Genomic DNA, 26,355 nt, shown 5'->3' on the forward strand with positions numbered 1-26,355 from the left:
CGGCTCAGCGTCCGTCCGCGAGCCGGTCCCGCTGGACACGGCGCGCCAGCGTACGGCGCACCTGCGCCGACCCGGCGACGGGCGTGCGCACGGGCACGTCGAGTCCCCGGCTGATCACGTCGTACGCGCTCCGATGGCTCCCGGGCAGCTCCGCCCGACGCTCCGCCAGATCCTGCTCGACGAGCCGCCGCAGCGCGTCGACGTGTCGCGGCGTGAAGGGCTTGCGGTCGGGGACGGCGAACCGCTGATCTGTCTGCCGGGCGGTCCGACCGACGCCGGGTACCTCGGCGACCTCGGAGGTCTGTCCGAGCACCGCCGGCTGATCCTCCTCGACCCGCGCGGCACCGGTCGCTCCGCACGTCCGGAGGAGGCCGCCTCCTACCGCTGCGACCGTCAGGTGGGCGACGTCGAGGCCCTGCGCGTCCACCTCGGCCTCGACCGGATGGACATCCTGGCGCACTCCGGCGGCGCCAACCTCGCGGTACGGTACGCCGCCCGCCATCCGCGACGCGTCGGCAGGCTCGTCCTGGTCGGCCCCGGCCTGCGGGCGCTGGGGGTGCCGGTCGACGGCGGGACGCGGCGTGCGCTCGCGCTGCGCCGGGCCGGTGAGCCGTGGTTCCCGGCCGCCTTCGCCGCGCTGGAGGCGATCATGGCGGGCTCCGGCGGTGACTGGGAGGCCGTCGCTCCCTTCTTCTGCGGCCGCTGGGACGCCGGGGCCCGGCGGCACCACGAGGCGGGGCGGCCGGAGAACGCCGAGGCGGTCGCCGGATTCGCGGCCGAGGGCGCCTTCGATCCGGCGGCCACGCGTGCGGCGCTCGCCGGTTTCGCGAGTCCGGTCCTGTTGCTCGCCGGGGAGTTCGACCTCAACAGCCCGCCCGCGGCGGTGGCGTCGGGTGCGGAGCTGTTTACGCACGGCGTGTGCGTCGTGCAGCCCGGCGCGGGGCACTACCCGTGGATCGATGACGCGGACCGGTTCGTGGCGACCGTCGCGCCGTTCCTCGGCTGACCTTGGCATCGTTCTCCCGGTCGGGGACCCGGTGCTTTCTATCGTTGAAAATTCTCCGTGCACGACCGTTGTGCAGTGTTTGGTGTTGTGGCTCAATGTTCGACTATGTGCAGTGCCTCACAGATTCGAGGCACCCCCGGCTCTTCGACGAGGACGACGCCTTGAGACGACAACACCCGCGCCCCCGTGCCCTGTTCAGGGCCCTGACCTGCGCTGCGGCGCTGCTCATACCGGTCGGAGTCACCCTGGTCCCGACGGCGGCCGCCGCACCCGCCGCACCGGCCGGAGCCATCGCGACCACCTTCACGGCCGACGATCCGGTCACCGATGTCCACGGGCTGAAGGGCGAGTACTTCAGCATGTCCGCCCCGGGCGCCCGTGACTTCGCCGAGCTCGGCGCCACGTCCCTGGACCCCGAGATCAACTTCCCCGGGCTCACCGGGACGTTCGAGTCGGCGACCGGCAAGACCGAGCACACGACGGCCCGTTGGACCGGACAGCTCAAAGCCCCCGAGACCGGCGAATACACCTTCTCCGCCATCGGCGACAACGGCTTCCGCCTCCACCTCGACGGCAACGTTGTCATCGACCACTGGGAGCCGGACTGGGACAAGGAGCAGCACAGCGCTCCGATCGCTCTGAAGGCGGGCGAGAAGCACGACTTCAAGCTGGAGATGTTCCAGGACACCGGCGGTGCCAGCATGTTCCTGCGCTGGCAGAGCGACTCCCTCAAGAAGCAGATCGTGCCCGAGTCCGCGTTCACCCCGCCCGCCGACTTCGAGGTCTACCCGGTCGCCCTGAGCGTCGCGAAGAACGGCAAGCGCCTCCAGGCCACCTTCCGTGACCGTGTCTCGGACTACCGGAAGGTGAAGGAGCACCTCAAGATCGAGGTCGACACCTCGCCGATGCCGGTGAAGTCGGTGAACCGGGCCTCGGACAACCCGAAGGCGCTGATCATCGATCTCGCCGCGCCGGTCCTGAAGGACCAGCGGGTCAAGGTCGTCTACGACGGTCAGGGCGGCCTGAAGTCGGGGTCCGAGACCGTTCCGGAGATCGGCCGCACCGCCAAGAACCTCTCCACGCACCGCCTCACCACCACCTGGGGCGACAAGCTGGACAGGAACCACCCGCTGCCCGAATACCCCCGGCCGCAGCAGGTCCGCGACCAGTGGAAGAACCTCAACGGCCCCTGGGAGTTCGCCGGGGCCACCGAGGGCGAGCAGCCGGTCTTCGGCAAGAAGCTCGACGAGAAGATCATCGTGCCGTTCCCGGTCGAGTCCCAGCTCTCCGGCCTGGAGCGCGACGAGGACCACATGTTCTACCGCAAGCTCGTCACCGTGCCGAAGAACTGGTCGGTCGGCAAGGGCGCCAAGAGCGGCAAGGGCGCGTCCGGCAAGGACAAGCGGCTGAAGCTCAACTTCGACGCGGTCGACTATCAATCCACCGTGTGGGTCAACGGCACCAAGGTCGCCGAACACACCGGCGGCTACACCGGGTTCAGCGCCGACATCACCGACGCGCTCAAGGGCAGCGGCCCGCAGGAGATCGTCGTCGCCGTCACCGACAGGACGGGCCCGAACCAGCCCAAGGGCAAGCAGTCCACCAACCCGGGCGGCATCGTCTACACCCCGTCCTCCGGTATCTGGCAGACCGTGTGGATGGAGCCGGTCGCCCCCGCCGCCATCGACTCCCTGACCACCACCCCGGACATCGACACCGGCCGCCTCGCGGTCACCGTCAACTCCGCGACGGCCTCCGCCGACGCCCGGATCACCGCCGTCGCCCGCGACCGCAGGGGCAAGGTCGTCGGCACGGTCACCGGTCCGGCCAACCGCAAGCTCAGCCTGCCGGTCAAGAACCAGCACCTCTGGTCGCCCGACGACCCCTACCTGTACGACCTCGACGTCTCTCTCACCGACGGCCGCTCCAGGGACGGTGTCGAGAGCTACTTCGGGATGCGCCAGCTGAAGATCGACAAGGTTGGCGGCTACCAGAAGCTCGTCCTCAACGGGAAGCCGTTCTTCTCCCTCGCCATGCTCGACCAGGGTTTCTGGCCCGACGGGCTGTACACCCAGCCCAGCGACGCGGCCCTCACCTTCGACCTGAAGGCCCAGAAGGACCTCGGCTTCAATGCCGTACGCAAGCACATCAAGGTGGAGTCGCCGCGCTGGTACTACCACGCGGACCGGCTCGGGCTGCTGGTGTGGCAGGACTTCGTCAACGCCGACATCGACAACGACGCAGGCAAGAACGCCTTCCTCACCCAGGGCAAGGAGTTGATGAAGCAGTTCCACAACTCCCCCTCGATCAGCGGCTGGATCGTCTTCAACGAGGGCTGGGGCGAGTGGGACCGGACCGAGACCGGCAAGATCGCCGAGGACGTCAAGGCGCTGGACCCGTCCCGTGTGGTCAACGCGCACAGCGGGGTCAACTGCTGTGCGTCCAAGGGGGATTCCGGCAAGGGCGAGATCATCGACCACCACGACTACGTGAACAACGACCCGGCCTTCCCGGACGACCGGCGCGCCGCGATGGACGGCGAGCACGGCGGCTTCACGCTCCGGACGCCGGGTCACATGTGGCCGGGTGCCCCCGCCAACATCTACTCCGGCGTCGCTGACAAGGCCGCTCTCACCGCCAAGTACGTCGACAACACCCGTACGTACTATCTCGCCGCGGCCGGCGCCGAACTGTCCGGCTCCGTCTACACCCAGGTGAGCGACCTGGAGAACGAGCTCAACGGGTTCTGGACGTACGACCGCCGGGACATCAAGGTCGACCCGAAGAAGGTCCGGGAGATCAACCGCCAGGTGATCGCCGCAGGCGCCGACGCCGGTGAGCGCGACGAACTGAAGGGCGGCGGCTCCTGGTCGCTCGACGAGAACGAGGGTGCCACCGCCCGCGACAGCGGCCCGAACAAGGCGCACCTCGCACTGGAGGGCGGCACGACCTGGGCTCCCGGCGTCACGGGATCGGCGCTGAAGTTCGACGGCGACGGGCAGTACGCGCAGAGCGCCGGCCCGGTCGTGGACACCACGAAGGACTACACGGTCTCCGCGTGGGCCTCGCTGGACGCCGTACCGGGCAACTATGCCACCGTCGTCAGCCAGGACGGCCGGCGCACCGAGAACCCCTTCTATCTCCAGTACGGACAGGGCGCGTTCGCCTTCTCCACCCCGGGCGGCAAGCGCGCCCGCCTGGAGATCATCCCGGAGACCGGCACGTGGTACCACCTGGTCGGCGTCCGCAAGGGTGACGCGATCACGCTGTACGTCGACGGCAAGCCCGCCGCCACCACCGAGGCCGGACCGGCCGATGTGAGCACCGGTCCGCTCTCCGTCGGGCGGGCCCGGTACGACGGCGCCAGGACCGACTTCTGGAACGGCTCCGTCGACCAGGTCGCGGTGTACGACAAGGCCCTGACTGCGGAGGAGGTGTCCGCGCTGAACAGCCGTCAGACGCGGTAACAGGCACGGACGCAGGTCCCCTCCCGGCGCGCCCCGGAGCACCCGGGCGCGCCGGGAGGGCAGCGGACCCGCCACGGGCGTGAATGGTTCTCCAACCGGCGGACCATTCAAGCCTGTTGCCGTCATTCCCGAGTCGTACAGGAGGTGGGGCCCCGGGAGGGATCCGCAGACGTGCACAGATCCGACAAGATCCTCCTGTCCGAACATGCGACCGGAAGGATCGATATCGTGCGCAGACGACGTCTCGCGCCCCTGGTGGCCGTGAGTCTGACGGCGGCACTGGCCCCGGCGCTCGCCGCCTCACCGGCCACCGCGGCCCCGGCTGCCGCCCCCTCGGCCGGGACCCCCTCGGCGGTCTCCCCGCCCGCCGCCAAGAGCGCGCTCGACCGCTACGCGAAGCAGAAGCCCGACTGGAAGCGGTGCGAGGCCGACTCGCCGACCGCGTACCAGTGCGCCACGGTCAAGGTTCCGCTGGACTACCGGAAGCCCGGGGGCAAGCGGATCGACCTGGCGATATCCCGGATCAGGACCGCCGAGCCCGGCCAGCGGCGCGGCATCCTGCTCTCCAACCCCGGCGGCCCCGGCGGCGAGGGGCTGTGGATGCCGATGATGATGAAGGAGGAGCTGCCCAAGTCCGTGCTCAAGAGCTACGACCTGGTCGGCTTCGACCCGCGCGGCATCGGCCGCTCCAGCCCGGTCTCCTGCAACCTCACGCCGGAGCAGGAGAACTGGCTGCGGCCCTACAAGGCGGAGACGTACGCCAAGGACGTCGCCTGGGCGCGCACGGTGGCGGACAAGTGCCGCAAGAAGATGGGGGACCGGCTCCCGCACATCACGACCCGCAACACCGCGCGCGACATGGACCTGGTGCGGGCGATCCTCGGCGAGAAGAAGATCTCCTACTTCGGCTACTCCTACGGCACCTATCTGGGGGCCGTCTACGCCCAGCTCTTCCCCGCCCGGGCCGACCGGTTCGTGCTGGACAGCGCGGTCGACCCGCAGCGCGCCTGGCGCGGGATGATCCAGTGGTGGGCCGAGGGCGCGGAACCCGCGTTCGACCGGTGGACCGAGTGGGCCGCCGCCCGCTCGAAGACGTACGGCCTCGGCGACACCCCGAAGAAGGTCGACCGGACCTTCTGGGACCTCGTCGCGCAGGCGGACGAGAACCCCATCGTGGTGGACGGGCAGCCCACCACCGGCGACGACATCCGCGACGGGATGCGCGGGCTGGCCTTCACCCCGGAGTACGCCTCCGAGGCGGTCGTGGAGCTGAGGAGGGCGGCGGAGGGCAAGCCGGCCTCCGCGAAGAAGCTGGCCCGGATCACCGAGGGCGGCGGGACCGGGGCGCCCGAGTGGGCCGGAAAGGCCGCGCTCGCCGCCGAGACCCCGGCCGACAACGGGACGGCCGGCTTCTGGGCCGTGGTGTGCGGCGACAACTCGGCCGCGTGGTCCCGCGATCCGGAGACCTATCGGCGTGACGCCATCGAGGACAAGGGCCGCTACCCGCTCTACGGGGACTTCGCGTCCAGCATCAAGCCCTGTGCCTTCTGGGGGAAGTCCGCCGAGCCGGTGACCGTGGTCAAGAACAAGGTCGGCTCCCTCGTCGTCCAGAACGAGTGGGACTCGCAGACCCCGCTGCCCAGCGGCCAGGCCCTGCACGCCCAGCTGAAGGGCTCCAAGATGGTCACCGTCCTCGGCGGTGAGGGCCACGGCGTCTACCCGAGCGGCAACGCCTGCACGGACGGCGCGGTCAACCGTTACCTGGCCACCGGCAAGCTGCCCGCGAAGGACGTCACCTGCAGGGCGACCGCCGAGTCGAACGCGCAGGCACGCCAGAACCGGAAGCCGGACGTGCTCCCCGGGTCCCCGGTCCCGGAGCGCGCCCCGAACCGCTTCTGATCCGCTGAGCCCGGCCGTACGGCTTTGATGGCAGGGGCCCGGCGGCGACGGAGGGAACGTCCTCCGCCGCTGCCGGGCCCCTGCCCGTGTCCCCGGTCAGATCACGGCGCCCACGGGGCGTCCACCGTCCATGTCGTGTCCTCGGTGAACAGCGCCGGACTGTCGAAGGGCTGCCCGCCGCCCGGAGTGGCCAGCCACACCTCGGAGTCGATGTGACGCAGATAGCTGCCGGGCAGATTGGCGCTGGTGAACCTCACCCCGCCGTTCCCCGCGACCGCGCACCACGTCGCATCCGCCTTGAACAGCGCGGAGTTGTCGTCGGCGTCGCGGCGCACCCGGAACTCCCGGTGGCGGAGGAACTCACCTGGGTAGTTCCGGGACTCGAAGGAGTAGCAGTTGCTGTTGGCGAGCCCGGGGACGATCTTCCAGGTGGCGTCCGCCTTCAGCACGGCCGAACTCCCGCCGTCGACCACCGCGGTCGCGGCCAGCCCCTCGTAGTGGCGCAGATGCTTGGTGGTGTGCCCCGGCGTCGTGACCCGCAGCGATCTGTACTGCCCGGTGGGGAGGTCCACCGGGGGAGCGGGGCTCCGGGACGCGTGGATGAGGGCCTCGTTGGCGGCCTTCACCCGGGCGGCGTCGACCTTCACCACCTGACGGTCGTACGTCAGCAGCCCGTTCGCCTCGTTCTCGACGTCCGTGATCTCCGTGTAGACCGACGCGGAGAGCCCGGCGGGCAGTTGGCCGACCCGGATGGCGTCCAGGAGGCCGACGAACCGGTTGTTGAGGGCCGCGACGCTCGGCTGGTCCTCGTAGCTGAAGCCGCCGCCCGGATACCACTCGTGGCCCGGCACCTTGTATCCGAGCCCGCCGAACTCGCCCAGCACGGCAGCACGGGTGGCGCTCGGCGCAGTATTGCCGGGGCCGACGTAGATGTGGTTGTCCACCACGTCGCCGTTGCCGCCGTCGACCGAGCCGCAGCAGTTGACCCCGCTCATGTTGTTGACCAGACGCGAGGGGTCCTGGGCCTTGACCTCGTCGGCGATCCTGGCCTGGTCGTACTGCCCCCAGCCCTCGTTCTGGTTGACCCACATCACCACCGACGGCGAGCTGCGGTGCTGGTCGATGATGGTGCGGTACTCCGTCTCCCACTGGGTGCGGGCCGGCCCGTCCGGCACCTTGCCGGTGTCCATCGACGGCATGTCCTGCCACACCAGCAGACCCAGCCTGTCCGCCCAGTGGAACCACCGCTGCGGCTCCACCTTGATGTGCTTGCGGACCATGTTGAACCCGAGGTCCTTGTGCGCCTGGAGGTCGTACTTCAGCGCCTCGTCGTTCGGCGCGGTGTAGATGCCGTCCGGCCAGTAGCCCTGGTCCAGGGTGCCCGTCTGGAACACGAACTCCCCGTTGAGGACCGGCCGCAGGATGTTGTCCACCTTGGCCAGGCCCACGGACCGCATGCCGGTGTAACTGCCCACGGTGTCGGTGACGGCCGAGCCGTCGAGGAGGTCCGCCTTCACGTCGTACAGGAACGGGTCCTCGGGGCTCCACAGCCGCGGACTCGGTACGGGTACGGAGAGCTCCCCGCCCACCGTGCCGGTCGCCGTGCCCACCACCGTACCGCCGGCGGAGACGGTGATCCGGGCGCTCCTGCCCGCCGCGCCCGCCGTCCGCACCTTCACCCGCAGGGTGCTGTCGTCCAGGTTCGGCGTCATGTCGAGCCGGGTGATGTGGGCGGATGCCACCGGCTCCAGCCAGACCGTCTGCCAGATGCCGGAGGCCGCGGTGTAGAAGATGCCGCCGCCCGGATGCGGCCGCACATCGTTGATGCGCTGCTTGCCGACCGCCTGGCCGCCGGTCTGGCTCGGGTCGTAGACGGAGACCACGACGGTGTTCGTGCCGCCGTTGAGCTGCGGCGTGATGTCGTACGAGAACGCGTCGAAGCCGCCCTTGTGCACCCCGACCTCGGTGCCGTTGACCCAGACCGTGGTCTGCCAGTCGGAGGCCCCGAAGTGCAGTTTCACCCGGCGGCCGTCCCAGTTCGCGGGGACGGTGAAGGTCCGCTTGTACCAGAGCTTGTCGTTCTCGGTGATCCGGCGCTGGATGCCGGAGAGCGCGGACTCGGCGACGAACGGGACCCGGATCTGCTCCGGGAAGGTCGCGGGCTGCCCGGCGTCACGGCCGGTGACCGCGAAGTCCCAGATGCCGTTGAGGTTCGTCCAGTCCGGGCGGGTCAGCTGCGGGCGCGGGTATTCCGGCAGCGGCTTGTCGACGGGGACCTGGTTCGTCCACGGCGTCGTCATGGGCGCCGGCCTCGGCTCCCAGGCGGCGGGCGCGGCGGCGGCCGGGGAGGTGCCGGTCCCCACGAGCGCGGTGGCCACCAGGGCGAGCAGGCCGGTGGCGGCCGTCAATCTCCGCCACCAGGTGCGGCGGCGGGGTGCGGGTGCTGGTCGCATGGCTGAACATCCCTTTCTACGGTTGTACGGGCAGGGGCGGGCGGTACGTCAGGGGAGAGCTCTCACAGCAGCCGCCATAGATGGTCGGCCGTTCCGTTGTCGTCGTACTGGACGACATGGGCGCTGTCGGCGGTGGACATGCCGTCCACGCCGAGCACCTTGTCCGAGTTCCGGTTGCGGATCCGGTACCAGCCGTCGCCGTCCGGGACGAGCTGCCACAGGTGGTCGGCGGTGTCGTTGTCGTCGAACTGCACGACGTGCGCGCTGTTCGCCGTGGATATCAGGTCGACGCCCAGCACCTTGCCCGAGTGCTGGTTCCGGATCCGGTACCAGCCGTCGCCGTTGGCCACCAGCCGCCACCGATGGTCGGCCGTCCCCGTGTCGCCGAACTGGACCACATGCGCGCTGTTCGCGGTCGACATGCCGTCCACACCGAGCACCTTGCCGGAGTGCCGGTTCGCGATCCGGTACCAGCGGTCCGCGAGCCAGGGTTCGCCGTCCGGGGCGGCCGTCGGGAACGACGTGATCCGCAGCCGGGCCGCGCCCATCGGGACGAGCGTGACCTCCTCGACCGGCTCCGTCGAGCGCGCCGGGCTCGGCCGGAGCGGCGCCACCACGTGCTACCGCGGTGGTGATGAGCTGCCTGCGGTTCACGGGCATCGGTGCGGCTCCTGCTCTCGGCCGCGGCCGCCTGTGCCGCGGCCGGGCTCGGTGGGGGGATGGCGCGCGGGCGAGGGTGTGCGGGACCGCCCGGCCGGGGGAGCGGGTGGGGCGGGCGGTCGGGCGCATGCCGAAGGTCGCCGTCGCGCGGTCGGTCCGACGTACGACAGCCGTGCTTGCAACGTTGGAAATGCGACGTCCGGCGGTATGACAGCACGGTGCCGGGCGGCTGTCCAGAGGTCGCGCAGGACCCGTTGCCGTACGGCGGGTCTATTGCCGCACACCGGCCCCGGCCCTCGGCCGACACATTTTGGAAACGCATCGACAACGCTCTTGCCGCCCGTGCCGCGCCGCCTATATAACGTTGTAAACCGAGCCGCCGACAGGCCGCGCAGGCTCTCACGACCGCTGTTCCCGCAGGACGGAGCAGAGGTGTGAGGAATGCAGTGGCATCGGCCGCAGAGCAGCCGATGCCTCGTCCCGCATGCCCGACCGCACGCCGATCAGCGTGCCGTCAATCCGCCAAGGAGCGTTCCGCGCATGATGATCCAGCGTCGATCCCGTACCCTCGCCGTGGCCTGTGTCCTCGCCGTCACCACGCTGGCCGCCGCCGGCTGCGCCAAGTCGGAGACCTCCAACAACGCGGGCGGCGACAGCAGTCAGGGCGCGCAGGAGGCCAAGACCCCCGATTCCTCGTCCGGTTCGGGCTGCAAGCTGGAGACCTACGGCGCGCCCAAGCTGGACCTGAAGGACGCCGTGGTCGGCTTCTCCCAGTCGGAGAAGGAGGCCAACCCCTTCCGGATCGCCGAGACCCGGTCCATCAAGGACGAGGCGAAGAAGATCGGCGTCAAGAAGCTCCTCACCACCAACGCCCAGTCCCAGCTGTCCAAGCAGATCAGCGACATCCAGGACATGCTGTCCCAGGGCGCCCAGTTCCTCATCGTCGCCCCGCTCAACTCCGACGGTCTGGAGCCCGCGTTGAAGGCGGCCGCCGCCAAGAAGGTGCCCGTCCTCACCATCGACCGCAAGGTCAACTCCACCGCCTGCAAGGACTACGTGGCCTTCCTCGGCTCCGACTTCGTGGAGCAGGGCAAGCGCGCCGCCGACGCGATGATCAAGGTCACCGGCGGCAAGGGCAAGGTCGCCATCCTGCTCGGCGCGTCCGGCAACAACGTCACCACCGACCGCACCAAGGGCTTCGTCGACCAGGTCGAGGCCGAGGCCCCCGGCCTGGAGATCGTCGCCCAGCAGACCGGCGAGTTCGCCCGCGACAAGGGTCAGCAGGTCATGGAGCAGCTCATCCAGTCCAAGCCCGACATCACCGCCGTCTACGCCGAGAACGACGAGATGGGCCTCGGCGCGGTCACCGCGCTGAAGGCGGCCGGGAAGAAGCCCGGCAAGGACGTCAAGATCGTCTCGGTCGACGGCACCCGCAACGCCGTCCAGGCCCTGGTCAACGGCGAGTACAACGCCGTCATCGAGTCCAACCCCCGCTTCGGCCCGCTCGCCTTCGCCACCGCGCAGAAGTTCTACGCCGGTGAGGAGATCCCGGAGAACGTGATCATCACCGACCGCGAGTACGACGAGGCCAACGCCAAGGATTCGCTCGGCGGAGCGTACTGACCCCACCGGACGGCCGGCCGCCGCGACCCCCGGGGCATCCCGGAGGCGTCACGGCGGCCCGGCACCGTTTCCCGTGACACCGGAAGGCCAGGATTCATGGCACCAACCCAAGCGACACCCCAGCACCCGCAGACCGCCGGCACCGGTGCCGGCGCCGTGGCGGACCCCGTGCTCGAGGCGCGCTCGGTGAGCAAGCGGTTCCCGGGCGTCGTCGCCCTGGACGGCGTCTCCTTCGCGCTGCGCGCGGGCGAGGTCCACGCGCTCGTCGGCGAGAACGGGGCCGGCAAGTCCACCCTGATCAAGGTGCTCACCGGCGTCTACCGCAGCGACGAGGGCGAGGTGCGGGTGGCCGGTGAACCGGTCCGCTTCGGCCGCCCGTTCGAGGCGCAGCAGGCCGGGATCTCCACCATCTACCAGGAGGTGAACCTCGTCCCGCTGATGAGCGTGGCGCGCAACATCTTCCTGGGCCGGGAGCCGAAGAACCGTTTCGGGCTCATCGACTTCGCCCGGATGAGCCGCGAGACCACCGAGCTCCTCGACGGCTTCGGCGTCCGCGTCGACCCGAAGCGCCCGTTGCGCACCCTCGGCATCGGCACCCAGCAGATGGTCGCGCTAGCCCGCGCCGTCTCCGTGAAGGCGCAGGTCGTCATCATGGACGAGCCCACCTCGTCGCTGGAGCCCCGCGAGGTCGAGACCCTCTTCCGGGTCATCGAGAACCTGCGCGGCCAGGGCATCGCCGTCCTCTACGTCAGCCACCGCATGGACGAGCTCTACCGGATCTGCGACCGGGTCACCGTCCTGCGCGACGGCCGCCACATCCACACCGGCGAACTCGCCCCGCTGGAGCGGATGCAGCTGGTGTCGATGATGCTCGGCCGCGACATGGCCGAGGTGCGCCGCGAGGGCCTCACCAACTTCGACCCCGCCGGACACGAGGTGGCCCGCACCCCCGTCCTCACCGCGACCGGTCTCGACCGCCGCCACCAACTGCACGACATATCGGTGGAGTTGTACGCCGGTGAGGTGCTGGGACTCGGCGGGCTGCTGGGCTCGGGCCGCAGCGAGACCGCCAAGGCGCTGACCGGCGCGCTGCCGCTGGACGGCGGCGAGATCAGCGTCGACGGCAAGCGCATCGGCCGCCCCACCCCGGCCGCCGCCATCCGCGCGGGCATCAGCATGCTTCCCGAGGACCGCAAGGCCGAGGGCATCGTCCCCGGACTCTCCGTACGCGAGAACATCGTGCTCGCCGCGATGCCCCGGCTCTCCCGGGGCGGCATCGTCTCCCGCGCCAAGCAGGACCGCATCGTCGACATCTTCATGAAGCGGCTGCGGATCAAGGCCTCCAGCCCCGAGCAGAAGGTCGGCGAACTCTCCGGCGGCAACCAGCAGAAGGTGCTGCTCGCCCGCTGGCTCTGCCTGGAGCCCAAGGTGCTGCTGCTCGACGAGCCCACCCGGGGCATCGACGTCGGCGCCAAGGCCGAGGTGCAGTCCCTCATCGACGAACTCGCCCGCGAGGGCCTCGCCGTCCTGCTGATCTCCTCCGACATCGAGGAGCTGATCGAGGGCGCCGACCGCATCGTCGTGCTGCGCGGCGGCGCGGTCGCCGGTGAACTCGCCGGCGACGAGGTGGACGAGAGCCGCCTGCTCGAAGTGCTCGCCGAGCACACGCCCGACACCGTGAACCGCGCGCCCGAATCCGGTGGGAAGGTCCCGGCCGGCCAGGAGGACCCCCGATGACCACCCAGGCCACCCTGCCACGCCCCGCGAAGCCGCCGGCCCGGCTCCGCGACCCCGCCTGGTACCAGGAGTACGGCGTGTACGCGGCCGTCGCCGTCGTCCTGCTGTTCAACGCCCTGTTCACCGAGCACTTCATGACGGCCGACAACCTGCGCACCCAGCTGGTCCAGGTCGCGCCCATCGTGATCGTCGCGCTCGGCATGGCCCTGGTCATCGGCACCGAGGGCATCGACCTCTCCGTCGGCTCCACCATGGCGCTCGCCGCCGCCCTGCTGCCGCTCTACCTCGGCTACGGACTGGTGCCCGCGCTCCTGATCGCGCTGCTCGCCGGTGCGGTGGTCGGCGCGATCAACGGAACGCTCGTCTCGCTCGTCGGGCTGCAACCCATCGTCGCCACGCTCGCCCTGTTCGTCGGCGGCCGGGGCCTGGCCCTCGTGATGGCGGACGGTCAGCTCAAGCAGATCGTCAACCCGGACATCCTCGCGCTCGGCACCGGCTCCTTCCTCGGCATCCCGACGGTCGTCCTCATCGCGGGCATCCTCGCGCTGGCCGTCGCGTTCCTGGTGCAGCGCACCACCTTCGGCCGCCAGATCGTCGCGATCGGCGGCAACCGCTCGGCCGCCGCGCTGTCCGGGCTGCCCGTCAAGCGCGTCCTGATCGGCGTCTACATCCTGTGCGGGGTGATGGCGGCGCTCGCCGGCATCCTCGCCACCGCCCGGCTCACCGCCAGCGACCCGTCCTCGCTCGGCACCCTCATGGAGCTCTCCGCCATCACGGCCGTCGTCGTCGGCGGCACCCCGCTGAACGGCGGCTCCATCCGGGTGCTCGGCACCGTCGCGGGCGCCCTGCTGATGCAGCTGCTGCGCGCCACGCTCGTCAAGCACGACCTGCCCGACTCCACCGCACAGATCGCCCAGGCGGCCATCATCATCGCCGCCGTCTACGTCGCCCGGGAGCGTCGGTCCCGATGAAGAACACCACACCCGCCGCCCCGGCCGACCAGGCGCCGGCGCCGCTCAAGAACGCCCCCTCGCGCAGCGAACCCCGGCCCGAGCGCTCCATCGGCTCCCGGATCGGCGAACTCGTCCAGCGCCAGGGCGTCCTCGCGGTCCTGCTGACCGTGATCCTCATCGCCTCGTCTCTCTACCCGACCTTCGCCAGCCTCGACAACGCCCGGGGCGTCACCGTCCAGGCCTCGTTCCTCGCGATCGTCGCCCTCGGCATGACCCTGGTCATCATCACCGGCGGCATCGATCTCTCCGTCGGCTCCGTCTTCGCCCTCGGCGGTGTCCTCGCCGCCTGGGCATCCCAATGGGGCTTCTTCACCGCCCTGCTCGTACCTCTGGTGGTATGCGGCGCGATCGGGCTGGTCAACGGCCTGCTCATCGCCCGCGCCAACATGGCGCCCTTCATCGTCACGCTCGCCACGCTCCTCGCGGCGCGCGGCATGCTGCTCGCCTTCACCGACGAGGGCGCCACCACCTACCTGGTCCCCAAGGACTCCGCGTTCGCCGAGCTCGGCCAGGGCAGCGTCTGGGGCTTCGGCTACCCGATCCTCATCGCGCTGGCCCTCTTCGGGGCCGGCGGGCTCCTCCTCCAGCGCACCTCGTTCGGGCAGACCCTGTTCGCGGTGGGCGGCAGCAGCGACGCGGCCACCCTGATGGGCCTGCCCGTCGCCCGGACGAAGATCCTCGTCTACACCCTCAGCGGACTGCTCGCCGGACTCGCCGGAGCGCTGAACGCCGCCCGTCTCTCCTCCGGTGTCACCATCGTCGGCGTCGGCATGGAGCTGGACGCGATCTCCGCCGTCGTCATCGGCGGCACCCTCCTCATCGGCGGAGCGGGCTCGATCAGCGGCACTCTCTGGGGCGTCCTGCTGCTCGCCGTGATCCAGAACCTCATCAACCAGATCGGCTCGCTCAACTCCTCGTACCAGTCGGTGGTCAGCGGCGGTTTCCTTATCGTTGTCGTGGTGGCGCAGCGTTACCTCGCGCGCAGCCGGAGAATCACCTGAACCGTGCGGACCGGGCCGAGTCGAACCAAGCAACAAGGAGTGCCGTGGGCGTCAGCCTCAAGGACGTAGCTCAACGGGCGGGCGTGTCCATCAAGACCGTGTCGAACGTGGTCAACAACTACCAGCACGTCACCCCGAAGATGCGGGCCAAGGTCCAGCAGGCGATCGACGAGCTCGGCTACCGGCCGAACCTCACCGCCCGTCACCTGCGCAAGGGCCGCACCGGCATCATCGCGCTGGCCGTCCCCGAATTCGGCAACCCGTACTTCGCGGAGCTGGCCGGTGAGGTCGTCGACGCGGCCGCCCGGCACGACTACACCGTCCTGGTCGACCACACCGCGGGCCAGCGGGAGAAGGAGCTGCTGGTCTGCCAGGGCTTCCGCTCCCACGTCATCGACGGCCTCATCCTCAGTCCCATCCACCTGGAGACCGAGGACCTGATGGCCCGCACCGAGACCGCGCCGTTGGTGCTGCTCGGCGAGCGCGAGTACGAAGCCCCCTACGACCACATCGCCATCGACAACGTGGCCGCCGCCCGCGAGGCCGTCGCCCACCTCATCGCGCTGGGCCACCGGCGTATCGCCTTCCTCGGCTCCCGCACCGGTCGGGAACGCCAGCCCGCCCACCTCAGGCTGCGCGGCTGGCGCGAGGAACTGGCCGCCTCCGGCATCGAACCGGACGAGTCCCTGGTCGTCGTCACCGACGGCTACGGACGCGAGGACGGCGCGGCCGCCATGGCCTCCCTCCTCGACCGGGGCGAGCGGCCCGACGCCGTGTTCGCGTACAACGACATGATCGCGACCGGGGCCATGCGCACCATCACCGAACGCGGCCTCACCATCCCGGACGACATCGCCGTCGTCGGCTTCGACGACATCGAGGAGAGCCGGTACGGGGCGACCACCCTGACCACCATCGCGCCGGACAAGGCGGCCATCGCCCGGCTCGCCGTCGACAGCCTCGTCGAACGCCTCGCCGGCACCCCGGTCGCCGAACCCCGCCGGCCCCGCCCCGGCTACCGCCTCGTCGTCCGCGAATCCACCACGCCCCGCGCGCCCTGCGGACCGGTCCGCTAGCGCTCCAGGGCCTCATCGTCGCGGGGCCCCTTCCGCACCCCAAGGAACTCCTCATGCCCACCGTGCACCGCAAACCGTTCGGCCGCGCCCACGGGCAGAGCGAGACCGACCTCTGGACCCTCGACTCCGGCACCGGCGTCCGGGCCGAGGTCCTCACCTACGGCGGTGTCCTGCACAGCCTCACCGTGCCGGACACCGCCGGCGACCCCGGCCCGGTCGTCCGCTCGCTGCCCGCGCTCGACGACTACACCGACAAGAACCCGTACTTCGGGGCCGTCGTCGGCCGGTACGCCAACCGCATCGCCCACGGCCGCTTCACCCTCGACGGCACCACCCACCACATCCCCGCCAACGACCGGGGCCACGCCCTGCACGGCGGCCCCGACGGCTTCCACACCAAGATCTGGCAGGCCGCCGGGCACCGTACCGACACCGCCGCCGTCCTCCGGCTCACCCTGCACAGCCCCGACGGCGACATGGGATTCCCCGGAGCGCTCGACGTCAGTGCCACCTACACCCTGGACACCACCGGGATGCTCGCCGTCGACTACACGGCCGTCACCGACCGGCCCACCGTCGTCAACCTCACCAACCACGCCTACCTCAACCTCGGCGGCGACGACATCCTCGGCCACACCCTCCAGGTCGACGCCGACGCCTACCTCCCCATCGACGCCGACTCCATCCCCGAAGGCCCGCCCGCCCCGGTGACCGGCACCCCGTTCGACCTCACCGCACCGCACCGCATCGGCGAACGCCTCGACCACGGCGACGCCCAACTGGAGCGCGCCGGCGGCTTCGACCACTGCTGGGTCCTGCGCCCCGCCGCCCCCGGAGCCCTGCGCCGCGCCGCCCGCCTCACCGCCCCCGGCGACCGCCGGACCCTGGAGCTCTGGACCACCGAACCGGGCCTCCAGGTCTACACCGCCAACCAGCTCGACGGCGCGTTCACCGACGGCACGGGCCGCCGCCACCAACGCCACGGATCGCTCTGCCTGGAAACCCAGCATCTGCCGGACTCGCCCAACCGCCCCGGCCACCCCAGCACCGTGCTGCGCCCCGGCGAAACCCTGCGCAGCCGCACCGAATGGCGCTTCCCGCACCTGCGGGCGCGATCAATCCCGTTGCGACCGGCGACAACGCCCTGATCCACTCCCCGCAATCCATCAGAACGACCCAGGAGTTCGATCATGCGCGGAGCTTCGTGTTCCTCCCGACAGAAACGGACCCTTCTCTCAAGAACATGAAGCTCCGTGCACACGTTGAAACTGGGAATTCTGGCGGGCTCTGCACCCTGGAGGGCGAGATCCCGGCCGCCCGGGTCCATGAACTCCAGCAACTGCTGCCGGGGTTGACCCGGGGGGAGGGGATGCTGGAGTCCGCCTTCGCCGACCACCGCCCGGCCGCCGGACCGGTCCCGGACCGCCCGCGCACGGACCACGACCCGCTGCACCGCAAGGAGTACCTGCTGCGCACGGTGCGGCGGGTGGCCGCCTGAGCGTCCGGCCGCTGCGGGCGGCGGCACCGAAAATAGTAGCCATGAATATGATAGCCATGTACTCTATCGGTCATGAGTACGAGCTCCCCGAGTCCCACGCCCGGATTCCTGGTGTGGCGGCTCGCCAACAAATGGCGCGTGGCGGTCGATCGGGCGATGGCTCCGCTGGGCCTCACCCACGCGCAGTACTCGCTGGTCGCGTCGCTGCACGGCATGCAGCGCGCCGGCGAGCGCCCCAGTCAGCGTCAACTCGCCGACCACACGGGCCTGGAGGCGTTGTACGTCTCCAAGCTGGCGCGGGCCCTGGAGTCGGCCGGTCTGATCGACCGCACCCGCGATCCCCGTGATCCGCGCGCCGTGCGACTCGCGCTCACCGAGGAGGGCGAGGCCGTCACACGACAGGCCGTCGTGGTGGTCCAGGAACTGCTCCAGCAGCTGCTGGAGCCGCTCGGCGGCCTCGACGCGCCGCGGACGCGTGCGTTCACCGGTGAACTGACGGCCCTGCTCGACGCACCTCTCGCTCCATCCGTACCGAACGACGAGAGCAACCGGAGGACGACACCATGACCACCGATGCGGCCACCGCACCCGCCGCCAACGCCCGTGACCTCGCCCTGGCCCACTACGCGGCGCGCGGCGCCCTGGAGCAGGTCCTGGCCCGGCACGGCGCCACGTTCCAGCAGCAGGTCGCCCTGCGCGCCGCCGTCACCGCCGACACCCCGCAGACGCCGGGCGATCTCCTCGCCGAGGTCCGGAACTCCCTCAAGGCGGATCCGGCGGACATCCTCGCCACGCTCGACGAACTGCGGGCCGAACGCCTGCTCGTCCTCGACGGTGAGTATCTCCGCCCCTCCGACGCGGGCCGCGAACTCCTCGCCGCCGTCGGCGCGGAGACCGCCCCCGTCTCCGCCCGCATCTGGGGCGGGATTCCCGCCGAGGACCTGGCCGCCGCCGGCCGTGTCCTCGCCCTGGTCACCGAGCGCGCCAACGCCGAGCTCGCGGCGCTGACCGCCTGACCGGGCGGGACCGGACCGGTCACCGGACGCGACGGGCCATCGGGTCGGACCGGCCGTCGGAATGGACCGCATCCCGCAGGTGTTCGCACGGTCATGACCTTCTCCGTTGATGTGACCGTGCGCGGCTACGAGCTCGACACCCAGGGCCATCTGAACCAGGCCGTCTACCTCCAGTACGCGGAGCACGCCCGCTGGGAGTTGCTGCGGGCCGCCGGACTGCCCCAGGAGAAGCTGCTGGCCGACGGGATCGGCCCGGTCCAGCTGGAGGTCACCGTCAAGTACCGGCGCGAGCTGCGCGGCGGCGAGCGGGTCCGCGTCACCTGCCGGTTCGACTACGGCACCGGCAAGACGTTCACGCTGGAGCAGCAGATCCTCAAGGAGGACGGCACGGTCGCCGCGGAGATCACCGGAGTGGCCGGCGTCCTCGACCTGGCCGAGCGCCGTCTCGTCCCGGACCCGCAGGGCAGGCTGGCCGCACTGGCGGGCAACCCGGACCTGCTGACCGGCTGACGGCCTCCGCGCCGGGCGGTGCACCGCCCCGCCGTCATCGCGGGGCGGTTTGCCGGCCGCGGCGCGCTCCGGTCACGACGAGGGCTCCGGCGATGAGGACCACGAGGGCGGCGACGCGCAGCGCGGTGCCGGCGCCGCGGGTGAACGCCTCCGGCCACGACGCGGGCACCGGCGGTGGACCCCTCATCCTGGGCGTGGCGGCACCCGTGGCCACGTTCTCCGCGGGCTTCGTCACCCTCTCCTGCCTGATGGCCGCCGCGGACCCGGCCGTCCTCCTCATCGGCCACCGTCCGCCCGCCCACCCTCCGCAGGACCGCCGTCGGCGCACGCCCGGGACGCGGCGTCCGTCCCTCGGCGAGCGCTGACACCGACGCGGTGAACGCCCGGGCGAGGCGTTCACCGCGACGGTCATGTCCGGGGCCGGGGGATCCGCTCCGTCCGTCCTTCTCCGGCGTCGCCGGTCAGACCGCGGTGCCGACCACCAGATGGTCGCCGGGGATACCGGCCTTGCCCGGGGCGTAGTAGTCCTTGATCCCGGCGACCCACGTCTCCGCCCGGATCCGGTCCCCGTCGGTCGGCTCGAACGCGTCGAAGAGTGCGTCGATGTTCTGGGGCTCGAACCCGATCGCCCGCATCAGCGCCATGAACAGCGGGCGCTCGATCAGCCCGTCGCCGTCCGGGTCGCCCAGCGCGGCCAGCGCCTCGGCGAACACGGCGATCGTGGCGTCGAACCGCTCCGGGGAGAGCACGCACGCCGTGAACTCCTCGAAGCTGATCTCGCCGTCCCCGTTGGCGTCCAGCTCGGTGAGCAGGGTCGTCCAGTACCGCCTGAACGCCGCGCGCATCGCGTCCTTCGCCGCCCGGTCCGACGCATGCGCCTCGCGGACGACCCGGTCGGCCATGAGATCGAAATCGTCCTGCTCCAGGACGCCGTTGGCATTGGCGTCGAACAGGGAGAAGACGAGCGCGACCCGCCTGGTGGCCTCAGTGCCCATGAATCCGTCACCTTTCTCCGCACGTCACGTTCCGCCGGCCACGGCCCGGTGCCGGGCGGCCCACCCACTGTCCGCCGAGGAGCGGCGCGCACGGCGGATGCGCCGGATCTTTCACCTGAAGGACGTAACTGACCTGCCTAAACGTCGAATTGAGGCAGAGCGCGGAGCTCGCTGGCTCCGCGCGCCCCCGCGCTCTAGGCTGGGTCGATGCACGCCCCGTCCGCCGCCGGCGCTTCCCGTACGATCCAGGTCCGCCTGCCATGACCAGCGAGACCCGGACGCTCCCCGCGCTCGCACCCGGTTCGGTGGAGACGCCGTTCGTCATCAAGGACTACGGCGAGATCGTCTCCCACGACACGCGCTGGGACGCGCACTCCCACCCCTTCCACGAACTGCTCTGGAACGAGCGCGGCGCCTCCACGGCGGTGGTCGGCGCACGCGTCTGGACGATCACTCCCACGCTCGGCCTCTGGATGCCCGCGGGCACCTTGCACACCGGTTCGGCGAGCGCCGGCACCTGGCTGCGCGCCAGCTTCTTCGGCTTCCGCACCACCGCGTCGATCTCCGACACCCCCGTCGCCGTCGAGATCACCCCGCTGCTGCGCCTGCTGCTGGAACGGCTCGGCGAACCCGGCCTCGCTCCCTCCTCCCGGGCCGCGACCGAGGCGCTGGTGCTCGACGTTCTCGCGCCGTCGCCCCGCGAGCTGCTCGTCCAGGTCCCCACCTCCGGCCTCCTGCGCCCCATCGCGGACGCGGTCCGCGAGGATCCGGGCGACCGGCGGACGCTGGCGGACTGGGCGTCCGAGCTGGGGGTCAGCACCCGTACGGTCACGCGCGCTTTCAGCGCCGAGACGGGCACGAGCTTCGTACGCTGGGTGGCGGCGGTCCGCGCGCAGCACGCGATCGGCCTGCTCACCCGGGGCTGGGACGTCGAATCGGTCGCCGAACAGGTCGGCTACCGCTCCGCGAGCGCCTTCGGCGCCGCCTTCCGGCGGACCACCGGGCTGACCCCGGGGACGTTCCGGCCCGAGCTCACGCCCTGAGCAGGCGGAGGCCGAGATCCGCCGCGTCGAGGCCGACGAGGTCGCCGTTGCGTTCGGCCCACCGGCCGGAGGCGAGGTCGTCGCCGAGGCTGCGTACCGCACGCCCCTCCGCCTCCGGCCCGACCCTCGTCCACACCGACATCGCACGGCGCACCCGCTCCTCCAGATACGCCCCCGGCCGGCGCCAGTACGCCTCGAACAGGCCGTCGGCACAGTCCCACGGGACGGGCACCGGCTCGGCGCGGGCGCCGATCGCGTCGGCCATTCCGGCGAGCGAGGGGAATTCGGCGAGGACGCCGGTGAACTCGGGCAGGTAGTCGCGGGTGAGCCAGAACCGGTCCTGCCATCCCGGTTCGTCGGTGTCGAAGGTGAGCACCACCACGTGGCGGGCCACCCGCCGCATTTCGCGCAGCCCCGCGATCGGGTCCCCCCAGTGGTGAACGGTGGAGACGGCCATCGCGACATCGAAGGAACGGTCCGCGAACGGCAGGCACTCCGCGGCGGCGTCGACGCACGGCGCCGAGCCGGGAGGCCGCTGCCCCCGCATGACCGCCGACGGCTCCACCGCGGTCACCCGGCGGTCGGCAGGCTCGTAGGAGCCGGTGCCGGCCCCGATGTTCAGCACCGTCCGGGCGTCTCCGAGCGCGTCCCAGATCTGCGCGGCGATCCGGGGATCGGTACACCGGGTCGCGGTGTAGGCGTCTCCGATCGCGTCGTACAACCGTGCACCGAGCATGTTCAGTTGCTCCTCCGGCGTCACCTTGAGTCCCTTCGCCCGTGTCCTGAGTTCCCTGTCGATGGCCGTCACCATCGCGTCGGCGCGATCACGCCGCTCCAGCAGCAGGCCGCGCAGCCGGTGCAGGTGCGCGACCGCGTCGGCCGACGGATCGTCGACCAGCTCCGCGATCTCCCGCAGTCCGAAGCCCAGCCGCCGGTAGGCCAGCACCTCACGCAGCCGTTCCACGTCGCCCGCCGCATAGGCCCGGTACCCGGCCGCGGTCCGCGCGGACGGCCGGACCAGCCCGATACTGTCGTAGTGATGCAGCGTGCGGACGCTCACACCGGCCAGCTCGGCCACGCGTCCCACGGTCCAGTGTTCTTCCACGGCACCGACTGTGCGGCCTGACGCCACGTGAGGGTCAAGAGCCCCATGTACCGCCGTCCCCCCGGCGGCAGATGTCCGAATCACTACAGCACCTGTCTCAAACAGTTGATTGCGACACCTGTGCTCCCTCTCATAAGGTGCCAAGGCAAGCCTTACCTAAGCCCTTGACGCACGCATCGCGCAGCGCTCCACGACGGCAGCCCACGCCCGGACGCGCGAGAAGCGGCACCCCCGACATCCGGAAAGCCGGGTACACACCCATGTCTGCACACCGCCTCCGCCTGCTCATCGTGGCGGCCGCCCTCGTCGGCGTCTCCGCCTGCGGCGGGACCACCGACACCGGGAACAGGGACGACGAGAACCGTTCCGGCGCCGCGTTCCCCCTGACCGTCGAGCACGCCCTGGGCAAGACCACCATCCCGGCCAAGCCCACGCGCGTCGCGACCGTCAACTGGGCCAACCACGAAGTGCCGCTGGCGCTCGGCGTCGTGCCCGTCGGCATGTCCGCGGCCAACTTCGGCGACGACAACGACGACGGCGTGCTGCCCTGGGTCGAGGAGAAGCTCGACGAGCTGAAGGCCGACACGCCGGTCCTCTTCGACGAGACCGACGGCATCGACTTCGAGGCCGTGGCGGACACCAGGCCGGACGTCATCCTGGCCGCGTACTCGGGTCTGACCAAGAAGGACTACGAGACCCTCAGCGAGATCGCCCCCGTCGTCGCCTACCCGGACGCACCCTGGGCGACGCCTTGGCGCGAGATCATCCGGACGAACAGCAAGGCGATCGGGCTGGCCGAAGAGGGCGAGAAGCTGATCAAGAAGCTCGACGGGGACATAGCCAAGACCGCCGCGAAGTACCCGCAGCTCAAGGGCAAGTCGGCGATGTTCATGACGCACGTCGACCCCAACGACGTCAGCCAGGTCGGCTTCTACACCGCCCACGACACCCGCACCCAGTTCTTCCAGGACCTCGGGATGAAGATCCCCGGGTCCATCGCGAAGGCGTCCGAGGGCACGAAGAAGTTCGCCCTGACCAAGAGCGCCGAACAGATCGACGCGTTCGACGACGTCGACATCATCACCGGCTACGGCGACGACACCGGCGAGCTGCTGAAGACGGTCACCCAGGACCCGCTGCTCTCGAAGATCCCGGCCGTCGAGCGCGGCTCCGTCTACCTCCTGCCCGGCACCAGCCCGCTGGCCACCGCCGCCAACCCGACGCCCCTGTCGATCGGTTACGTGCTGGACGACTACGCCGCCGCCCTCGCCAAGGCCGCGGACAAGGTCACGTGACCACGCTCGACACCCGTACCCCGCCGGACGCCGTCACCAGGCGTCCGGCGGGCGAGCGCCTGCTGTGGGTTCTGCTCTCCGTGCTCGCCCTGGCCGCCGTGATGGTCGCGTCCGTCGCCTTCGGCTCCCGTGACGTGCCCTGGTCCGACGTCGTCGCGGCACTCGGCGGCGCGGACGACACCCTGGGCCGGGCGGCGGCGACCAAGCGCGTTCCCCGTACCGTTCTCGCCGTCGTCATCGGCGCGGCCCTCGGCCTCGCGGGCGGTGTGATGCAGGGCGTGACCCGTAACCCGCTGGCCGACCCGGGCATCCTCGGCGTCAACATGGGGGCGTCCCTCGCCGTCGTCACGGCGGTCGCGTTCTTCGGGCTCACCTCGCCGACCGGATACATCTGGGTCGCCATCGTGGGCGCGGCCCTGTCGGCCCTCTTCGTCTACACCGTCGGAACCCTCGGCAGGGGAGGGACGACCCCGCTCAAGCTGGCCCTCGCCGGAGCCGCCACCTCCGCCGCCTTCGCCTCGCTCGTCAGCGCGGTCATCCTGCCGCGCAACGACATCGCCGGAAGCTTCAAGCTCTGGCAGATCGGCGGCGTCGGCGGCGCGTCCTTCGAACGCATCGGCCAGGTCGCGCCGTTCCTCGCGGTCGGCTTCGTCGTCTGCCTGCTCTCGGCCCGCGCCCTCAACTCCCTGGCGCTGGGCGACGAGCTGGCCGCCGGACTCGGTGAACGCGTCGCCGTGGCACGGGCCGTGGCCGCCCTCGGCGCCGTACTGCTCTGCGGAGCGGCCACCGCCGTCGCCGGGCCGATCGGCTTCGTCGGCCTCGTCGTCCCGCACACCTGCCGGCTGCTCGTCGGCGTCGACCACCGCTGGCTCCTGCCGCTCTCCGCGGTGCTCGGCGCGGTCCTGCTCACCGCCGCCGACGTCGTCGGCCGGATCGTGGCGCGCCCCTCGGAGATCGACGTCGGCATCGTGACCGCCCTGGTCGGAGCCCCGTTCTTCATCTACATCGTCCGCCGACAGAAGGTACGTGCCCTGTGAGCGCCCCTGTCCTCACCCGGCCGGCATCCGTCGAGGCCGCCACCCGCCGACGCGTCCGCGCCGCCACACGCCGCCGCCTCGTCGCCCTGGTGCTGGTGGTCCTCGTCGTCGCCGCGTTCGCCGTGACCCTGATGGCGGGCCGCACGTTCTACCCGCCCGGCGACGTGTTCCGGGTGGTCCTCGGCGAGCAGGTGCCGGGCGCCTCGTTCACGGTGGGCCGGCTGCGGCTGCCCCGCGCCGTCCTCGCCCTGGTCACCGGATTCAGCTTCGGGCTGGCCGGCGTCACCTTCCAGACGATGCTCCGCAACCCCCTCGCCAGCCCCGACATCATCGGCATCAGCTCCGGGGCGAGCGCCGCAGCGGCCATCGCCATCGTCACCCTGTCCCTCGGCGAGGTCCAGGTCTCCGCCCTCGCCATCGCCGCCGGCCTCGGCGTCGCCCTGCTGGTGTACTCACTGGCGTTCAAGGGCGGCGTCGTCGGCACCCGGCTCATCCTGATCGGCATCGGGATCTCCGCGATGCTCGACAGCATCACCTCCTACGTCCTGTCGCAGGCCGCCGAATGGGACCTCCAGGAGGCGATGCGGTGGCTGACCGGCAGCCTCAACGGAGCCACCTGGGACCAGGTGCTCCCCGCGCTCGCCGCGGCGGCCGTCCTCACCCCGCTGCTGCTGGGCCAGGCCCGTAACCTCTCCGCGCTGCAACTCGGCGACGACACCGCCTCCGCCCTCGGCGTACGCGTCGAACGCACCCGGATCACCGTGATCGTCGCCGCCGTCGGCCTGATCGCCTTCGCCACCGCGGCGGCCGGACCCATCGCGTTCGTGGCGTTCCTCTCCGGTCCCATCGCGGCCCGGACCGTCGGAGCGGGCGGTTCCCTGCTGGTGCCCGCCGGACTCGTCGGCTCGCTGCTCGTCCTCGTCGCCGACTTCACCGGCCAGTTCGCCTTCGGCGAGCGCTATCCGGTCGGCGTCGTCACCGGCGTCCTCGGAGCCCCCTACCTCGTCCACCTGATCATCCGCACCAACCGGGCGGGAGGCTCGCTATGACCACGCACCACCGACTGACCGCCGAAGGACTCACCCTCGGCTACGGCGAACGTACCGTCGTCGACTCCCTCGACCTGGCCGTACCGCCCGGCCGGATCACCGTGATCGTCGGCGCCAACGCCTGCGGCAAGTCGACGCTGCTGCGCTCCATGTCCCGGCTGCTCGCGCCCCGGGCGGGCCGCGTCGTCCTGGACGGCGAGGAGGTGCACCGGCTGCCCGCCAAGGAGCTGGCCCGCACCCTCGGCCTGCTGCCGCAGTCGCCCGTCGCGCCCGAGGGCATCACCGTCTCCGACCTCGTCGGCCGCGGCCGACACCCGCACCAGGGGATCTTCTCCCGCTGGAACGAGAAGGACGACGCCGCCGTGGCAGCCGCCCTGGAGGCCACCCACACCGAACCGCTCGCCGAACGCGCGGTGGACGAGCTCTCCGGTGGCCAGCGCCAGCGGGTGTGGATCGCCATGGCGCTGGCCCAGCAGACCGATCTGCTGCTGCTCGACGAGCCGACCACCTTCCTCGACGCCAGTCACCAGATCGAGGTCCTCGACCTGCTGACCGACCTCAACCGGTCACGCGGCACCACCATCGTGATGGTCCTGCACGACCTCAACCTCGCCGCCCGGTACGCCGATCACCTGATCGCCCTGGCCGACGGCGGACTGCACGCGTCCGGCACCCCCGCCGAGGTGCTGACGGAGGAGACCGTACGGGCCGTGTTCGACCTCGACAGCCGCATCATCGAGGACCCCGTCTCGGGCAGGCCCCTGATGCTCCCGATCGGCCGTCACCACGTTCTGGACCGGGACGAAGCACTGCACGTCGCGAAGTCGACCGGCTGAGCGCCGGGGCGTGCGCCCCCCTGATCGGCTGACTGA

21 protein-coding genes and 2 pseudogenes are annotated in these 26,355 nt (G+C 71.0%); 19 read left to right on the top strand and 4 right to left on the bottom strand.

What is annotated here, in order from left to right; all coding sequences use genetic code 11:
* The first annotated feature begins 133 nt into the window (after positions 1-133).
* From AC0VY3_RS16045 to AC0VY3_RS16055, 3 genes are all read left to right on the top strand, one after another.
* Positions 134-1,006, top strand: coding sequence for an alpha/beta fold hydrolase (locus tag AC0VY3_RS16045; RefSeq protein WP_103510406.1), 873 nt, complete (start codon positions 134-136; stop codon positions 1,004-1,006).
* 95 nt (positions 1,007-1,101) lie between these two features.
* Positions 1,102-4,473: a LamG-like jellyroll fold domain-containing protein gene (locus AC0VY3_RS16050; RefSeq protein ID WP_475549854.1), complete on the top strand. Its 3,372-nt coding sequence runs from the start codon at positions 1,102-1,104 to the stop codon at positions 4,471-4,473.
* Between the two features lie 228 nt (positions 4,474-4,701).
* Positions 4,702-6,372 (top strand): alpha/beta hydrolase, encoded by a 1,671-nt coding sequence (locus AC0VY3_RS16055; protein ID WP_181010954.1) that lies wholly within the window; start codon positions 4,702-4,704, stop codon positions 6,370-6,372.
* A gap of 101 nt (positions 6,373-6,473) precedes the next feature.
* Here the strand turns inward: AC0VY3_RS16055 and AC0VY3_RS16060 are convergent, their stop codons facing one another.
* Entirely contained in the window at positions 6,474-8,825 is a 2,352-nt protein-coding gene (locus AC0VY3_RS16060; RefSeq protein ID WP_475549855.1) for an AbfB domain-containing protein, read from the bottom strand.
* A gap of 62 nt (positions 8,826-8,887) precedes the next feature.
* Positions 8,888-9,445, bottom strand: a pseudogene (locus AC0VY3_RS16065) (RICIN domain-containing protein); the annotation flags it as partial.
* A gap of 580 nt (positions 9,446-10,025) precedes the next feature.
* Here AC0VY3_RS16065 and AC0VY3_RS16070 point away from each other — a divergent pair.
* The 11 genes and pseudogenes from AC0VY3_RS16070 to AC0VY3_RS16120 all read left to right on the top strand — a co-directional run bounded on the left by AC0VY3_RS16070 (position 10,026) and on the right by AC0VY3_RS16120 (position 19,324).
* Positions 10,026-11,108 carry an ABC transporter substrate-binding protein gene (locus AC0VY3_RS16070; protein WP_475549856.1) on the top strand — a complete coding sequence of 361 codons (1,083 nt, stop codon included), beginning with the start codon at positions 10,026-10,028 and terminating at the stop codon, positions 11,106-11,108.
* 96 nt (positions 11,109-11,204) lie between these two features.
* Positions 11,205-12,845 (top strand): sugar ABC transporter ATP-binding protein, encoded by a 1,641-nt coding sequence (locus AC0VY3_RS16075; protein WP_475549857.1) that lies wholly within the window; start codon positions 11,205-11,207, stop codon positions 12,843-12,845.
* Positions 12,842-13,816: an ABC transporter permease gene (locus AC0VY3_RS16080; protein WP_086779231.1), complete on the top strand. Its 975-nt coding sequence runs from the start codon at positions 12,842-12,844 to the stop codon at positions 13,814-13,816. The genes AC0VY3_RS16075 and AC0VY3_RS16080 overlap by 4 nt, the downstream gene beginning before the upstream one ends.
* The gene (locus AC0VY3_RS16085) at positions 13,813-14,859 is read left to right on the top strand and encodes an ABC transporter permease (RefSeq protein WP_103510402.1); all 1,047 of its coding nucleotides are present in this window, start codon (positions 13,813-13,815) and stop codon (positions 14,857-14,859) included. Before AC0VY3_RS16080 ends, AC0VY3_RS16085 begins: the two co-directional genes overlap by 4 nt.
* Positions 14,860-14,903: 44 nt before the next feature.
* A complete protein-coding gene (locus AC0VY3_RS16090; RefSeq protein ID WP_475549858.1) occupies positions 14,904-15,935 on the top strand; it encodes a LacI family DNA-binding transcriptional regulator in 1,032 nt (343 codons plus the stop codon).
* Positions 15,936-15,988: 53 nt separating this feature from the next.
* Positions 15,989-17,083 (top strand): aldose epimerase family protein, encoded by a 1,095-nt coding sequence (locus AC0VY3_RS16095; protein ID WP_103510400.1) that lies wholly within the window; start codon positions 15,989-15,991, stop codon positions 17,081-17,083.
* Between the two features lie 131 nt (positions 17,084-17,214).
* A pseudogene (locus AC0VY3_RS16100) lies at positions 17,215-17,433 on the top strand (GTP-binding protein); the annotation flags it as partial.
* A gap of 72 nt (positions 17,434-17,505) precedes the next feature.
* On the top strand, positions 17,506-18,000 hold the full coding sequence (locus AC0VY3_RS16105) for a MarR family winged helix-turn-helix transcriptional regulator (RefSeq protein ID WP_103510399.1): 495 nt from the start codon (positions 17,506-17,508) through the stop codon (positions 17,998-18,000).
* Entirely contained in the window at positions 17,997-18,449 is a 453-nt protein-coding gene (locus AC0VY3_RS16110) for a MarR family transcriptional regulator (RefSeq protein WP_103510398.1), read from the top strand. Before AC0VY3_RS16105 ends, AC0VY3_RS16110 begins: the two co-directional genes overlap by 4 nt.
* A 93-nt stretch (positions 18,450-18,542) precedes the next feature.
* Positions 18,543-18,959 (top strand): acyl-CoA thioesterase, encoded by a 417-nt coding sequence (locus AC0VY3_RS16115; protein WP_103510397.1) that lies wholly within the window; start codon positions 18,543-18,545, stop codon positions 18,957-18,959.
* A 92-nt stretch (positions 18,960-19,051) separates the two neighbouring features.
* Positions 19,052-19,324, top strand: coding sequence for a hypothetical protein (locus AC0VY3_RS16120; protein ID WP_475549859.1), 273 nt, complete (start codon positions 19,052-19,054; stop codon positions 19,322-19,324).
* Positions 19,325-19,420: 96 nt separating this feature from the next.
* Here AC0VY3_RS16120 and AC0VY3_RS16125 read toward each other — a convergent pair whose 3' ends face one another.
* Positions 19,421-19,954, bottom strand: coding sequence for an EF-hand domain-containing protein (locus tag AC0VY3_RS16125; RefSeq protein WP_475549860.1), 534 nt, complete (start codon positions 19,952-19,954; stop codon positions 19,421-19,423).
* 260 nt (positions 19,955-20,214) lie between these two features.
* Between AC0VY3_RS16125 and AC0VY3_RS16130 the strand changes: the two genes are divergently transcribed.
* Positions 20,215-20,997 (top strand): helix-turn-helix domain-containing protein, encoded by a 783-nt coding sequence (locus AC0VY3_RS16130; protein ID WP_475549861.1) that lies wholly within the window; start codon positions 20,215-20,217, stop codon positions 20,995-20,997.
* Here AC0VY3_RS16130 and AC0VY3_RS16135 read toward each other — a convergent pair.
* Entirely contained in the window at positions 20,987-22,084 is a 1,098-nt protein-coding gene (locus AC0VY3_RS16135; protein WP_475551686.1) for a MerR family transcriptional regulator, read from the bottom strand. The genes AC0VY3_RS16130 and AC0VY3_RS16135 overlap by 11 nt on opposite strands.
* 278 nt (positions 22,085-22,362) lie before the next feature.
* On the opposite strand from AC0VY3_RS16135, the gene AC0VY3_RS16140 reads away from it, so the two are divergent.
* From AC0VY3_RS16140 to AC0VY3_RS16155, 4 genes are read left to right on the top strand one after another with little or no spacing between them, the layout of a single operon-like run.
* Complete coding sequence (locus AC0VY3_RS16140; RefSeq protein WP_475549862.1) at positions 22,363-23,397, top strand: iron-siderophore ABC transporter substrate-binding protein; 1,035 nt, start codon at positions 22,363-22,365, stop codon at positions 23,395-23,397.
* On the top strand, positions 23,394-24,434 hold the full coding sequence (locus tag AC0VY3_RS16145) for a FecCD family ABC transporter permease (RefSeq protein WP_103510391.1): 1,041 nt from the start codon (positions 23,394-23,396) through the stop codon (positions 24,432-24,434). Before AC0VY3_RS16140 ends, AC0VY3_RS16145 begins: the two co-directional genes overlap by 4 nt.
* A complete protein-coding gene (locus AC0VY3_RS16150; RefSeq protein WP_103510390.1) occupies positions 24,431-25,483 on the top strand; it encodes a FecCD family ABC transporter permease in 1,053 nt (350 codons plus the stop codon). The genes AC0VY3_RS16145 and AC0VY3_RS16150 overlap by 4 nt, the downstream gene beginning before the upstream one ends.
* A complete protein-coding gene (locus tag AC0VY3_RS16155) occupies positions 25,480-26,319 on the top strand; it encodes an ABC transporter ATP-binding protein (protein ID WP_103510389.1) in 840 nt (279 codons plus the stop codon). Before AC0VY3_RS16150 ends, AC0VY3_RS16155 begins: the two co-directional genes overlap by 4 nt.
* The last annotated feature ends 36 nt before the right edge of the window (positions 26,320-26,355 follow it).

It is taken from the genome of Streptomyces sp. iso_384 (genome assembly GCF_056172905.1).